The organism is Dactylosporangium sucinum (genome assembly GCF_014647515.1).
Classification (GTDB): Bacteria; Actinomycetota; Actinomycetes; order Mycobacteriales; family Micromonosporaceae; genus Dactylosporangium; species Dactylosporangium sucinum.
In genome coordinates, this window is sequence record NZ_BMPI01000136.1 from 1 (window position 1) to 10777 (window position 10777).

Below are 10777 nucleotides of genomic sequence, written 5' to 3' on the forward strand. Positions count from 1 at the left end.
ACGACGCCTCACCCAGGCCGCCGCCCACCGCGGACGCCCACACCGACGGGCTGGCCGAGGACAAGGACCGCCGGTACCGGCGGGACCTCGTCCAGCGCCACCTCGCGGTCCGGGCCCGCCCGGCAGGGCCAGACGCCGGCGACGACCGGCTCACCGCGCACCCCGATCTCACGTTCGGGCTGCGCCTGACCAACCTGCCCGCGCCGCCGGAGCTTGGCCCATGGGGCTGACTGACCTTGGAGCGACCCGAACGGGTGCTCTCAGTCTGCTAACTCCTGCTCCGAGGCTGGTGCCTTCTGTCTAGCCGTCTGGGCGCTGTCGTACCCGCGGTCCCTGCCCCGGAAGAATGGCGTCAAGCGGTGGAAGGGCCATAGCACCTGCAGCACTTGGTATGCCGATTCGCGCTCCCGATCTGAACCTCTCGTTGCTCGGAGCGTCACGACGAGCACCAAGCCCAGATACAGCAGGACGGCGGCGCTGATGGACAGGGAGGGCAGCGACACGGCGTTGACCCACGCCGACACGGTGTACCCGCTGACCGTGACCGTCGCGATGACGATCTGCGTGATCATCCGGCGTACCGGTGCCCGCCGTTCACTATGGATCTTTGCGTGGACCTCGATGGTTTCGAGCTCGCGTCGGTGTCGGGCGTTCTCGCGCCGTTCCTCGAGCTCGGCCTGCTGGGCCTGAAGGGCCATCTCGCGTTCACGGAGGGCAAGCGCCTGCTCGGCCAGTTGAAGATCGAGCGCCCGCTCGTCGCGCTCGACCTCTCGCCGGTGGCCTTGGACGAGTTCCCCTTCGGCGTAGACCAGTTGGCTGTCTTGACGACGATCGTCTTCGAGATCGGGACCTTCGGTCGCGCCACGGCCCCGGTGCGGTACGGCTACCGGCAGCGGATGGTTGGGCTCGGTAGCGGCAGCCTTCTCGGAGTAGCCCGCCTTGCGGAGCACGGCGCGGAGGCGGTCGTCGATCTGCTCGTCGGTCGTGTTGGCGACGGCCTCGTCGACAAGGTCGTACGTCTCCCGGAACAGGTGCTTGAGCGAGGTAGGCCCGTTGTTCTGGCGGGGTTCGAGGTTCATGGTCACCGGTCCTCCTCCCTCGTGGGGTGTTGGCTCTCTTGATCGCCTCGACGTTTGGTAGTTGAGGGCCTGGGTTCGTACCCGGCGGCTCGTAGCCGTCTTCGCATGTCGGTGAGGGCGGTGCGCACCGCGTCGTAGGAACGCCCGAGTACCTCCGCGACCTCGGCCGGGGTCAGCTCCTGCAGCAGCTCCCGCACGATTTCGCGCTGGCCGGGGGTGAGCTCGCCCAGCATCGCCTCCACTCCATCGCGGTCGATCCAGATGTTCGGCTCGTCCGCCGGGCGCTCGAAGCTCTCTACCAGGTAGGTGTTCTGCCGGCTCAGACGGCTGCGTTCGGACCGCTTGATCTTCCGCACATTGTTGATCACGGTGATGCACGCATACGACATGGGGTCTTCGATCTTGTACCAGCGTTTCAGCACCTCAAGCAGCGCGTCCTGTACCGCGTCGTGCGCCTCGTCCTCCACGGCGCCGGTGTACATCGCGACCCGCATCAGCTCCCGATAGTGGTCGCGGAAGAAGCCGACGTATTTGGGCGGCGGATCGCCCATCGTCTGTGGCGCTTGGCTGTCGGCGTCCAATTCGGGCGCCACCTCCGATCCTCCGACGGGCGGGAATGCCGTCCGTGGCGGGCGGCTCTTCATGGTCGATCCCGCAGAGACGACAGGTGTGAGCGAACACGCCAAGATTCTTTTGAAGAATTTGAGTCGGTGGCTGCTCGGCCTGATCACCTCTGGTCCTGGTGTCGATCATGAAAAGGTGGGCGGGGAACCCGCCCACCGACTGCGATCGCTGCGCCGAAATCCGACTGTGCCCCTTACGGCCTGCTCGACGCGAAGTTGAGCAGGGCGAGCAGCAGCAACACGGTAGCCCCGAACGCGCTGCCGCCGGCGAGCACCGCGGTGGGCACGTTGTTGCCCCCGGCGTACGCGAGCAGACCGGCCGCCGCGCCCACGATCACCGCGCCGATCAGGACCAACGCGATCCAGGCCGAGCGCGACGGTGGCGGTGGCGGTAAAGGCGATGGGGGGTTCGTCGCAGTAGTCATGATCGAGTCTCCGTTCCGCTCGGGAGATGAGCTTTCGGAGGCAGATCGACCTGAGCGCAAAGTTGTGAGCGTCGCCCTCCAGAGTTGCGTCGAAGACCGAGCCGACGGCGCACCATAATGGTCTTATCGGCCCCTGCTCAAGCAGTCGAGCGTTGTCGTTCACGCGCCGCCGACGCCAGCTCGACCCGGGAGACGATGCCGAGCTTGGAGAAGATCCGCCGCAGGTGGTAGTTCACGGTGTGCCGGCTGATCCCGATCCGGTGAGCGATCTGCTGGTTGGTCAATGCTTTCCCGACCAGGCCCGCGATGTAGATCTCCCGCTCGGTGAGCGACTCCCAGCCGCCCGGACGACGTTGGCCGGCGGAGTAGCCGAGCCGCTGATCAGCGAACGGCTCGGCGGCCTGGGAGGGGAGCAGTGCTGTCCCCGCCTGTCGGGCGAGGCCTGTCTCCTGCTGGTTCGGCGGCGGCCTCCCGCCATCCGGGTGGTCCTGGCCAACGGTCGCGCCGCCCGACGAGCCGCGGGCCAGCAGCTCCTCTCTGAGCGCCACTGCCACGGGGCGAAGGAGGGACGCCTCAACTACCTGATGAGCCGAGACGCTGGAAAAGGCAACGAGGTCGTCTTTTACGACCAAAATGCCCGACTGTAGGGCTTCGTCGAGCGCGGGCAACAAGCTGGCAGTCCCGCACCGCATGAGCCGGGCCAGGTCCAGAAGACCGAACGACGTGCCGATCGCGGAGGCGACCTGCAGCATGCGTCTGGTGTGATCGGGCAGGCTCGCAACCAGGACGGCGGGCTCACTACTCTCGGGCTGCGCCGGGGCTGATGGCTGGGCGGCGCGGCGTTCCCGCCGCCGTCCGGCTTCCGGCGCGGCAGCCGCCCGCAGCGCAGCCCACCGGCGGTGCCACTGGTCCACCTCGCGTCTGTCCGTGACGGAACAGGCATGCAGGAATGCCTCGACGCAGGCCCAACTCGGAACAGCGCGGCCGGCTACCGCTCGCGACAGCGCGGGTGCCGCGTGGCGCGCGACGACGGCCATACGCCGATAGGTCGGCGTGCCCGCTGCTTCGCGGACGGCCCGCAGGTCGGCGGCGAACTGGCTCAGCTGGCGCCTAGCCGCCGCCGAGAGAGGTCGAGGCATGGCGCGCTCACGCCCGACGTCGCTGGTCGGAGGGGTGCGCGCGGAGCAGCCGGCGGGCCATCTCGGTGGCCAGGCCGATCGCGGCAACGCCGGACGCCGTCGCCATGGCCGGCTGATCAAGGAGCACCTCGCAGACGGAGAAACCCATCAGCAAGATGAGAACGGGCAGCACGAGCAACGTCGGCGCCATGGTCGGGGGCGTCTTCCTGCCGGGCGGGTCGCCGGCGGAGCCGCGGGAGGGTGCACTCATCATCGGCCTCTCTACGCAGACGAGCCGTCCGGGGACCGCAGTCCCCGGGAGCCCGCCGCTGGATCTGGACGGCATGTGCCAGGACGAGACGAACGTCCGGGGCCGAGTAGCCGCTCGACACCGGGGTCCCGCTGCAGGAAGTATCGCCGTCCGACCGGTGGCCCGTCACCGGGTGAACTGTTGCCAAATCCCAAGGGCGTTGTTACCAAAAGCAGGGCGGAACGCGAGTGCCTACTACCTGTTGAGGTAGTGGAGGGCTGACCGGCGAACGACGATCCTAGTTCCAGCGGAGCAGGCCGGATCACACCGGACGCTCCCAGCCCGACACGGCCTCTGGATCTGGACGGCGTCGGCGGGGCCTGCCGTAGCCGCGGCGGGCCCCACAGAACTACACCGCTCCTGCGGCGCGAAACTGCGATGCAACTGCGCTCGCCCTGCGGGAGTGCAGCGTGGCGGCGAACGCCGCTGAGCTAGCAGCAACGGGAACCGAGCCGGTAACGCCTCTGCCGCCCGCTCTTCCTGAGCCGGATCGAGGCCTGCGCCGGGGGGCGTTACGCGGCCTGGTGGCCGTCCTGCGGGGATCATCTACGGCCTGGTACGGCTCGTCGTCGCCCTCTACGGCCAGCCAACTCCTGGTGACGGCGGCACGAGTGGCCGCCTGGCAGGCCGCCCGGGCCCTGCACCAGCAGTTGCTCGGCGATGACCATCCCCACACCGCCTGGTCGATGAACCGCCTCGCCGACACGCTGTACATGCTTGGGGAGTACCCGGCGGCGCGGGACCTGCACGAGCGGGCACGAGCATCATCGTCAGCTGTGCTGCGCCGGTCGGAGTAATTCGGAACGGCTCGTCGGCGAGGCCACTACGCCACCTATCATCGTGACTGCTGCTGCGCCTAGCGATCATGGCTGACATCTCGTGACACATTCGCTGACATCGGGTTGACCGATGAGCGCTGACATCGTCGTGGCACATCGCACTCCGGCCGGTCGCGGGGCGGCCCGCAGCGGGTCAGTCCTCGTCGGAACGCGCCGACGCGACCGGGACGGCCGCGTCGGCGGTGGATGGCCGGCCGCGGCGGGGGGTCTCGGCCGCGACTGCCTGCAGGTGGGGTGCGAGAGCCGCGAGCCGGGCGGCCGGAGCGGCGAGGAACTCGCGCAACATGGCCTGGAGCAGCACGTTCATGCTGACGCCGGCGGCGGCCGCCGCCTCGACCGGGTCGTAGTAGCGAGGGTTCGGGCGGAAATTGCGGGTGGGATGGCGTGCCATGAAAAGAATCATGGCATATTGGCTTGCCATTTTCCAGAGGTGCCGCGCAGAATAATGGCAAGCTAATAAACGTCTCCGAAGGGCGGCCCCTCGATGACCATCACCGGCAGCGACCTCGCCGAGATCGCCAGCTTCATCGCCGCAACCGTCAGCACCCACCCCCAGCGCACGCCCGCCGGCCGCGACCTGCAGATCCGCCTGCACGAGGACCTCGCCGAGGGTGCGGACAACCCGTGGGTCAGCCTGGCGATCCGCAGCACCGTGGCCTGCAGCGACGCCACCGTCTGCGCCGACTGCCTCGGCTCCTGGGCGGCCGACCACGAGATGCGCATCGCCGAGGTCCCGACCGCTGTCGACCTGGCCGCCCACCGTGCCAGCGCCGACGAGTTCTACACCTTCGAGGGCGACCCGGAGCGCCGGCTGCCCGCCTACTGGGTCGCCCGGCACGGCCGCGTCGTGACCTCACAGATCGCCGACGAGCCGGCCGAAACGGTCCTGCTGCGCACCAACGACCTGGCCAGCGGCGAGTTCGCCGACGCCTGCTGCGACGACACCCCCGGCGCCCCCGGCGGGCTCCGCCCCGGCGACACCATCGACATGTACGGCACCGACGGCGCCGCCACGACCGAGGTCACGATCACCACCAGCGCGGCGACCGGCGACGACCGCGCCATCGTCGGCGTCACCGCCGGCGGCGCGCCGATCGCGGCCACCCTCGCCGCCTGGAGCTACCGGATCGTCAGCCGCCCGGCGGCCTGATACGCCCAACCACATACGACGCGCCGGGGCGATCGCCCCCGGCGCATCCGTGTCTGCCCCCAGGCCGACGAGGCTCACCCGGCCGTCGCGCCGGCGGCCGCGATCGCGGCCAGGCGCTGCAGCTGCTCGCCGATGCCGGCCGTGCCGTCGAGCGGCCGCTGCGCGTGCGGCCAGACCGACGTGACCACGTCGGCGTAGGCCCGGCCGGCCAGCACGACCACCTTGCGAGCGCCGAGCAGGCCCTGCTGCTGCGCCTGGTAGGCCACCGTGTCGGCGCCGATCGCGCCGGGCTGACCCATGCGCACGTCGTACGGGCCGATCACGTCGTGCAGGTCCAGCAGGCCGTACTTCGCCGACAGGATCGCCTGGTAGCCGTCGTCGGCCGCGGCGAGCAGGGCGTCGGCGGCGCGGCGCGCGGCCCGGTAGTAGGAGCCGACGTACAGGTCGAAGGCGTCGGTGGCCCGCTCCCGCTTGCGCCAGCCGCAGCCGACGATGACCAGCCGCGCCGGCGGCCGGGCAGGCTCCCCGGCCAACGGCCGCTCGCCGCGCGCGTACTGCAGGTGCTCGGCGATCGTCCAGCCGATCCACGCGTAGTGCGGCAGCCACTGCCAGGTACGCGGGTTGGTGCACCCGCCGCCGTACGGTCGCGCGACGTCGCGCCGGTCGCGCGGGTACTGCTCGGCCAGCTCCTGGCGGTGGTACAGCCGGATCATGTCGTTGGGCACCCGCCGGGTCGTCGTCTCGCCGTAGACCCGCACCGTCGCGGTGGTGGCGCCGAGCGACACGATCGTCGCCCGGGTCAGCGGGCCGTAGCCCGAGGGCAGGCAGCCGTACTCGCAGGCGACCTCGATGCCCGCACCGACGATGCCGGGGCCGATGAGCGGCAGGGGGGCGGTGCCGGTCGGACGGTGGCGCGGCATCGGGGACTCCTTCGTTACGTCGGAGGGGATTGGCCGGTCTGGGGCTCCGGCCGGCTGCGTGCGCGATGAGATCCCGCGCAGCCGGCCGGGAGTCGGTCAGCGTCGATCTGATCTATATAATGATACCCTGTCAAAGGGAATTGCGGACAACCCGAGGCCGCCGCTGTTCGGGCAGGTCAGCGCCTGGAAACGCCGCCGCGCGTCGGCTGGGAACGCCAGTCAGCGCCGGCGGTCAGCGGCCGCGGCCGAGGCCTCGGTGTGCACGACGCCCGGCCGGCTCGCGGCGTCTTCGGCGACGATGACGCCGGTCTCGCCGGCGAGCACGGTGGCGAGACGGACCAGGGCGATGGCCGGTGACGCGGAGCCGGTGGGCGGGGCCGCGGCGAAGGCGAGTGCCTCGTCGACGAGCAGGACGTACAACTCGCCGTCGTAGACCACGGGCTCCCGCACGCCGCCGTGCAACTCGGTGAACGTCTCGTCGGCCGAGGCCAAGGGGGAGCCCCAACGCTGTGCGGCGGCGGCGAGGGACTCGATCGCCTCCCGGGTGTCCTCGTCCAGGACCGGCAGCACCGGCCCGCCGTACGCCTCCAGCTCGTCGCGGCGCACCACGTCCGGGTGTTCGGCGAAGGCGGTGCAGCGCCACAGCACCGCGCCGGCGTCGTCACGCACGAGCCGCAGCCTCATGGTGTGGCAGGTGCAGGTGGCGGCGTAGTCCCGCTCGATGATCGCCTGCGCGGCACCGGGCAAGGCCCGGCTCAGCATGTCGGCCGCCTTCGCGGCGGTGAGCGCGGCGAAGACGCTGCCGCTGCGTTCGGCCAGTTCGTGCGCCGCGGCCCGGACCGGGTCGCCGGCGATCTGGGCTTCCTGCCACGGCGTCGGGAGGGCTGCGACGGGGGCCGGCCGCTCGGCCAGGGTGCGCAGGTTCGGGGTGGTCGTGTCGGACATCGTTCCTCCTGAAAGGCTGGGTCGACGGCTGGGCGGGTGGCCGTAGCCGCTCGGCAGCCCGGCCGGGCCCCTGACCGTCGGGACCTGGCCGAGCACCGGGCGGCGGCGGATCAGCCGCTGGTCGCCGCCGCGGCGGGGTCCGGGAGGGTCTGCCAGGCGGCGCCGGTCCAGTACTGCCAGCGCCCGCGCGGACCGGCCGGTCGGGTCGTGGCCAGCACCCGGGCGACCTCGGCGAGGTTCGGTGCGGTACCCGAGGGCACGCCGACCGAGGCGAACTCGGCGGTGTAGAGGTCAGGGTCGCCCTCGATGACCGGGGCCATCAGCCGGACGGTGACCCGGCCGCGCCGAGCGTCGGCGGTGACGATCCGGGCGGTGTCGTACTCGTTGACCAGCTCGTTGAGCAGCTGCTCGGTCGAGCACGGGCCGCCCGACGCGGTCCGGCAGGCGTCGGCGAAGGCGTTGAGCTCGGCGTAGCCGAACAGGTTCGGCGCGGCCGGGTAGAACGAGGTCTCACCGCCCCGCCCCTCGTTCTCGACGGTGCCGACCCGGTTGCGGCCCCGGCGCAGCACCGCCTGGAACGCCACGCCGTCGCGCGTGGGCAGCTGCCGGAGCGAGGTGACGCGCAGCGCGGCGTCGGGGACCTGCACGCCGCTGTGCGGCAGGGTCACCAGGGCGGGGGCCTGTTCGGCCGGGCCGGGGGACGCGGTCTGGTCCGTGGTGCTCATGACGGGCGATCTCCTCTGGGACGTCGCGGACTTCTGGGAGGCCCGGGGCGGGCGGTTGCCGTCCACCCGCCCCGGGGTCGTGCTGGCCGGCGGTGTTCAGCCGGCCGGGGTGTACCGCACGGTCGTGGTCTCCTCGTAGGCCAGGCCCTGGGCGCGCACCCAGGTCAGGGCCACGTCGAGCCGGGTCTGGTTGCCGCAGCTCCACTCCTCGGTACTCAGGCCGAGCCGGCGGGTCTCGCCCGGCCCGCCCTTCCACCGGCCCCACCAGCCCGGCGGGAGGCCGAGGTGGGCCAGCAGGGCGTGGAACTGCTCCTCGGTCATGTCGAGGACCGTCGCGGAGCGCTCGACAACCTGGCCGGGCACCCGCCGCCATACCTCGCCGTCGGGCCAGTGACCGGCGCCGTGCGCGTCGACGCCGAGCACGGCGGCGCCGTCGACGAGCACGGCCGCGGTGGCGTCGCCGCTCACCAGGAACTCGTAGGTGCGCCCGGCGGGCGCCTCAACGCGCACCGAGCGCGCGCCGCGGGTCACCGCAGGCCCGCCGGATCGTCGTCCGCCTCGGCGTAGACGTTCTCGCCGCCGTTGTTGAACTCGCCGATCAGCGGCAGCAGGTCCGCAGGCATGTCGACGCTGTCGACGTGCACGAACACGCCGTCCGCGCGGCGCCGGATCGACAGGTCGACGCCGTAGACGCTGATGACAACCTGCTCGCCACGGTCGTCGGTGCCGGGTTCGGCCGGGTATGTGCGCAGCGTGAGCGCGTCGAGCAGCGCCTGGGCCGCCGCCACGGCCGCCACGGCGGCGTCGCCGGCCGCCGCGCCGTCCGGCGCGCGGTGGAAGGCGTCGAGGTGGCCGCGCAGCCGGTCCAGCGCCGGGGTGACGACCGCCGGGCTCACGGCCAGGCTCCCGGCCGGGTCCGATTGGTTCACGGGTGTGGCTCCTTCATGGGCAGGGACTTCCGGAAAGGCCCGGCGCCGGGTTGCCGTCCCCAGCGCCGGGCCGGTGATCAGGCGTTGATCGACGTGACCGGGACGACGGTCAGCAGCGCCCGGGCGACGCCGGTCTGGTATCGGTGCTGCGGGTCGCCGCCGAGGACGGCGAGGCGGTAGGTGATGCCGTTGTTGCGGTCGCCGATCACCACGAAGAGCTGCTCGGCGGGCCACGGCGAACGCTGGCCGGTCGGTGCGACGCGCACGACGGTGCCCAGGGGCAGCACCGGCTCGAACGGGATCGTCGTCACCGTCGCCGCCCTCATCGCTGCCCCGCCAGCTCGCGGCGGACCTCGGCGAGGGTCTTCGGCGTGAAGTACAGGTCGCGCTCGACGAGGATCGCCCCGCTGTACCGCGACACCTGCTGGAGCTCGGCCAGGGCGAAGTTGCCCAGCTCGGTCTCGTGGCCGACGACGAGGCCGAAGAAGATGCCGTCCTCGGGGTCGAACTCGGTGGCGTACCAGGTCCAGCTCGTGGCCGGCAGGAAGAACTTGACGTAGACCGTGGCCTCGTCGCCCTTGCCGTCCTGCGCGTACAGGGCCGGGATCGCCTCGCGGATCTCCCGTGGCATCAGGTCGAACGCCGGATCGGTGGTGCGCATGCTCATGGATCTCCTCCGTTGCAGCGGACTTCTGGCGGGGGAGGGTTGCCGTCCCGCCCCCTACATGTATAATGATACCCCTTTTGTCTCGTGGCGGCAAGGTCGAATGGGCGCGTAAATGCCCTCTGACCAGGAGAAGCTGGCGCCACTACCGCCGCTGTCCGGGCGCCTGTGCTGGCGGTCTGACCCGGCGCCGTTGTCGACGGTGCCGGGCCGGCGGGGCGCCGCCGTGGAGCGACTCGGTGCCCGGCCGTTCCGCGGCCACCTTCAAGATCACCGCGTGGTCGAGCCCCGGCTCCTCGGTGATCTTGCGGTGCGCGCGCCGGCGACTTCGTCGCCGGTAAACCGGAAGGCCGACGTGACGGAGCAAGATATGGCCATTGCTAATCAATCTGCGACCGGGCGCGGTCGCAGATCGGCGATGGCGCGGCCAGTGGCCGGGATGGTGCCGCCGAGGGCGGGGCGGCAGCGGCGGCGCTCACGCCACCGCAACGCAGCCGGTGCAGGGTTGCCTCTCAGAGAGCCACGGAATCGGCCTCGGTCGTGTGGGATGCCTGGGGGAGTGAGCACGTTGCAGGAGCTGGCGCTGCGTGAGCTCGACGAGCGGCTGCGTGATCTGGGTTGGGACGACCGGGAGCTGGCGCGGCGAGCCCACATCAACCCGCAGACATTGAGGCAGCTGCGGGAGAAGGCCGCAGGACGAGCAGCTGCGCGTGGTCCCCGTCTCGCGACCATGGCCAAACTGTCGACGGCGTTGGGATACCCGGAGTACTTCCTGTGGGTGTGCTGGTGGACGCCTGGCGAGCAACCTGTCGGGACGAAGGCCGAGGAGTTCGCACGGCTCAAGGCCGCCGTGGTGGATCCGCCCGAATCATCGGCTGCCGTCCTGGCCGCGGGGACGATGCGCGTGTCCCACCCCAGGGCGACGCCGGCGGAGTTGCCGAATGACGCTGGCCTTCTGGAAGTGGAAGAACTCCCGGAAGGAATCGGCCGGGACTCGACGCATCGTGGTGCCGATCGGGGCAGCCACAGCATGCGTCGCAAGGACTACGA

18 protein-coding genes are annotated in these 10777 nt (G+C 71.1%); 5 read left to right on the forward strand and 13 right to left on the reverse strand.

What is annotated here, in order from left to right; genetic code table 11:
- On the forward strand, positions 1-230 hold a 230-nt coding region (locus IEZ31_RS54845; protein WP_190258131.1), incomplete at its 5' end, for a hypothetical protein.
- Positions 231-260: 30 nt separating this feature from the next.
- On the opposite strand, the gene IEZ31_RS54850 is transcribed toward IEZ31_RS54845, so the two are convergent.
- From IEZ31_RS54850 to IEZ31_RS54870, 5 genes are all read right to left on the reverse strand, one after another.
- A complete protein-coding gene (locus tag IEZ31_RS54850; protein ID WP_190258132.1) occupies positions 261-1085 on the reverse strand; it encodes a hypothetical protein in 825 nt (274 codons plus the stop codon).
- Positions 1082-1672: an RNA polymerase sigma factor gene (locus tag IEZ31_RS54855; RefSeq protein ID WP_190258133.1), complete on the reverse strand. Its 591-nt coding sequence runs from the start codon at positions 1670-1672 to the stop codon at positions 1082-1084. Before IEZ31_RS54855 ends, IEZ31_RS54850 begins: the two co-directional genes overlap by 4 nt.
- 224 nt (positions 1673-1896) lie before the next feature.
- On the reverse strand, positions 1897-2127 hold the full coding sequence (locus tag IEZ31_RS54860) for a hypothetical protein (RefSeq protein WP_190258148.1): 231 nt from the start codon (positions 2125-2127) through the stop codon (positions 1897-1899).
- A gap of 137 nt (positions 2128-2264) precedes the next feature.
- Positions 2265-2879 carry a helix-turn-helix transcriptional regulator gene (locus IEZ31_RS59975; protein ID WP_373294890.1) on the reverse strand — a complete coding sequence of 205 codons (615 nt, stop codon included), beginning with the start codon at positions 2877-2879 and terminating at the stop codon, positions 2265-2267.
- 394 nt (positions 2880-3273) lie between these two features.
- On the reverse strand, positions 3274-3519 hold the full coding sequence (locus tag IEZ31_RS54870) for a hypothetical protein (RefSeq protein WP_190258135.1): 246 nt from the start codon (positions 3517-3519) through the stop codon (positions 3274-3276).
- A 632-nt stretch (positions 3520-4151) separates the two neighbouring features.
- Here IEZ31_RS54870 and IEZ31_RS54875 point away from each other — a divergent pair.
- Entirely contained in the window at positions 4152-4352 is a 201-nt protein-coding gene (locus IEZ31_RS54875; protein ID WP_190258136.1) for a tetratricopeptide repeat protein, read from the forward strand.
- A gap of 175 nt (positions 4353-4527) precedes the next feature.
- Here the strand turns inward: IEZ31_RS54875 and IEZ31_RS54880 are convergent, their stop codons facing one another.
- Complete coding sequence (locus IEZ31_RS54880) at positions 4528-4785, reverse strand: hypothetical protein (RefSeq protein ID WP_190258137.1); 258 nt, start codon at positions 4783-4785, stop codon at positions 4528-4530.
- Positions 4786-4878: 93 nt separating this feature from the next.
- Here IEZ31_RS54880 and IEZ31_RS54885 point away from each other — a divergent pair, with 93 nt between their 5' ends.
- Entirely contained in the window at positions 4879-5544 is a 666-nt protein-coding gene (locus tag IEZ31_RS54885) for a hypothetical protein (RefSeq protein ID WP_190258138.1), read from the forward strand.
- Positions 5545-5618: 74 nt separating this feature from the next.
- On the opposite strand, the gene IEZ31_RS54890 is transcribed toward IEZ31_RS54885, so the two are convergent.
- The 3 genes from IEZ31_RS54890 to IEZ31_RS54900 all read right to left on the reverse strand — a co-directional run bounded on the left by IEZ31_RS54890 (position 5619) and on the right by IEZ31_RS54900 (position 8134).
- Positions 5619-6464 (reverse strand): DUF6884 domain-containing protein, encoded by an 846-nt coding sequence (locus IEZ31_RS54890; protein ID WP_190258139.1) that lies wholly within the window; start codon positions 6462-6464, stop codon positions 5619-5621.
- A gap of 219 nt (positions 6465-6683) precedes the next feature.
- Positions 6684-7409 (reverse strand): hypothetical protein, encoded by a 726-nt coding sequence (locus IEZ31_RS54895; RefSeq protein WP_190258140.1) that lies wholly within the window; start codon positions 7407-7409, stop codon positions 6684-6686.
- A gap of 110 nt (positions 7410-7519) precedes the next feature.
- Positions 7520-8134 (reverse strand): hypothetical protein, encoded by a 615-nt coding sequence (locus tag IEZ31_RS54900; protein ID WP_190258141.1) that lies wholly within the window; start codon positions 8132-8134, stop codon positions 7520-7522.
- Here IEZ31_RS54900 and IEZ31_RS54905 point away from each other — a divergent pair.
- Positions 8133-8273, forward strand: a complete 141-nt coding sequence (locus IEZ31_RS54905) for a hypothetical protein (RefSeq protein WP_190258142.1) — start codon at positions 8133-8135, stop codon at positions 8271-8273. The two genes, IEZ31_RS54900 and IEZ31_RS54905, sit on opposite strands and share 2 nt — an antisense overlap.
- Here IEZ31_RS54905 and IEZ31_RS54910 read toward each other — a convergent pair.
- The 4 genes from IEZ31_RS54910 to IEZ31_RS54925 form a co-directional block, all read right to left on the reverse strand.
- On the reverse strand, positions 8231-8665 hold the full coding sequence (locus IEZ31_RS54910) for a hypothetical protein (protein WP_229837309.1): 435 nt from the start codon (positions 8663-8665) through the stop codon (positions 8231-8233). The two genes, IEZ31_RS54905 and IEZ31_RS54910, sit on opposite strands and share 43 nt — an antisense overlap.
- Positions 8662-9063, reverse strand: coding sequence for a hypothetical protein (locus IEZ31_RS54915; RefSeq protein ID WP_190258144.1), 402 nt, complete (start codon positions 9061-9063; stop codon positions 8662-8664). The genes IEZ31_RS54910 and IEZ31_RS54915 overlap by 4 nt, the downstream gene beginning before the upstream one ends.
- 77 nt (positions 9064-9140) lie before the next feature.
- Positions 9141-9389, reverse strand: coding sequence for a hypothetical protein (locus IEZ31_RS54920; RefSeq protein ID WP_190258145.1), 249 nt, complete (start codon positions 9387-9389; stop codon positions 9141-9143).
- Positions 9386-9730 carry a DUF2958 domain-containing protein gene (locus IEZ31_RS54925; RefSeq protein ID WP_229837311.1) on the reverse strand — a complete coding sequence of 115 codons (345 nt, stop codon included), beginning with the start codon at positions 9728-9730 and terminating at the stop codon, positions 9386-9388. The genes IEZ31_RS54920 and IEZ31_RS54925 overlap by 4 nt, the downstream gene beginning before the upstream one ends.
- Before the next feature lie 556 nt (positions 9731-10286).
- On the opposite strand from IEZ31_RS54925, the gene IEZ31_RS54930 reads away from it, so the two are divergent.
- Positions 10287-10777 (forward strand): hypothetical protein (locus IEZ31_RS54930; protein ID WP_190258146.1); only part of this gene is annotated, 491 nt, incomplete at its 3' end.

Excerpts from the sequence above, each read along its gene's own strand:
- IEZ31_RS54860 (WP_190258148.1), bottom strand. The coding sequence starts at position 2,127 with ATGACTACTGCGACGAACCCCCCATCGCCTTTACCGCCACCGCCACCG.
- IEZ31_RS59975 (WP_373294890.1), bottom strand. The coding sequence starts at position 2,879 with ATGCTGCAGGTCGCCTCCGCGATCGGCACGTCGTTCGGTCTTCTGGAC.
- IEZ31_RS54870 (WP_190258135.1), bottom strand. The coding sequence starts at position 3,519 with ATGATGAGTGCACCCTCCCGCGGCTCCGCCGGCGACCCGCCCGGCAGG.
- IEZ31_RS54880 (WP_190258137.1), bottom strand. The coding sequence starts at position 4,785 with ATGGCACGCCATCCCACCCGCAATTTCCGCCCGAACCCTCGCTACTAC.
- IEZ31_RS54885 (WP_190258138.1), top strand. The coding sequence starts at position 4,879 with ATGACCATCACCGGCAGCGACCTCGCCGAGATCGCCAGCTTCATCGCC.
- IEZ31_RS54890 (WP_190258139.1), bottom strand. The coding sequence starts at position 6,464 with ATGCCGCGCCACCGTCCGACCGGCACCGCCCCCCTGCCGCTCATCGGC.
- IEZ31_RS54895 (WP_190258140.1), bottom strand. The coding sequence starts at position 7,409 with ATGTCCGACACGACCACCCCGAACCTGCGCACCCTGGCCGAGCGGCCG.
- IEZ31_RS54905 (WP_190258142.1), top strand. The coding sequence starts at position 8,133 with ATGACGGGCGATCTCCTCTGGGACGTCGCGGACTTCTGGGAGGCCCGG.
- IEZ31_RS54900 (WP_190258141.1), bottom strand. The coding sequence starts at position 8,134 with ATGAGCACCACGGACCAGACCGCGTCCCCCGGCCCGGCCGAACAGGCC.
- IEZ31_RS54920 (WP_190258145.1), bottom strand. The coding sequence starts at position 9,389 with ATGAGGGCGGCGACGGTGACGACGATCCCGTTCGAGCCGGTGCTGCCC.
- IEZ31_RS54925 (WP_229837311.1), bottom strand. The coding sequence starts at position 9,730 with ATGAGCATGCGCACCACCGATCCGGCGTTCGACCTGATGCCACGGGAG.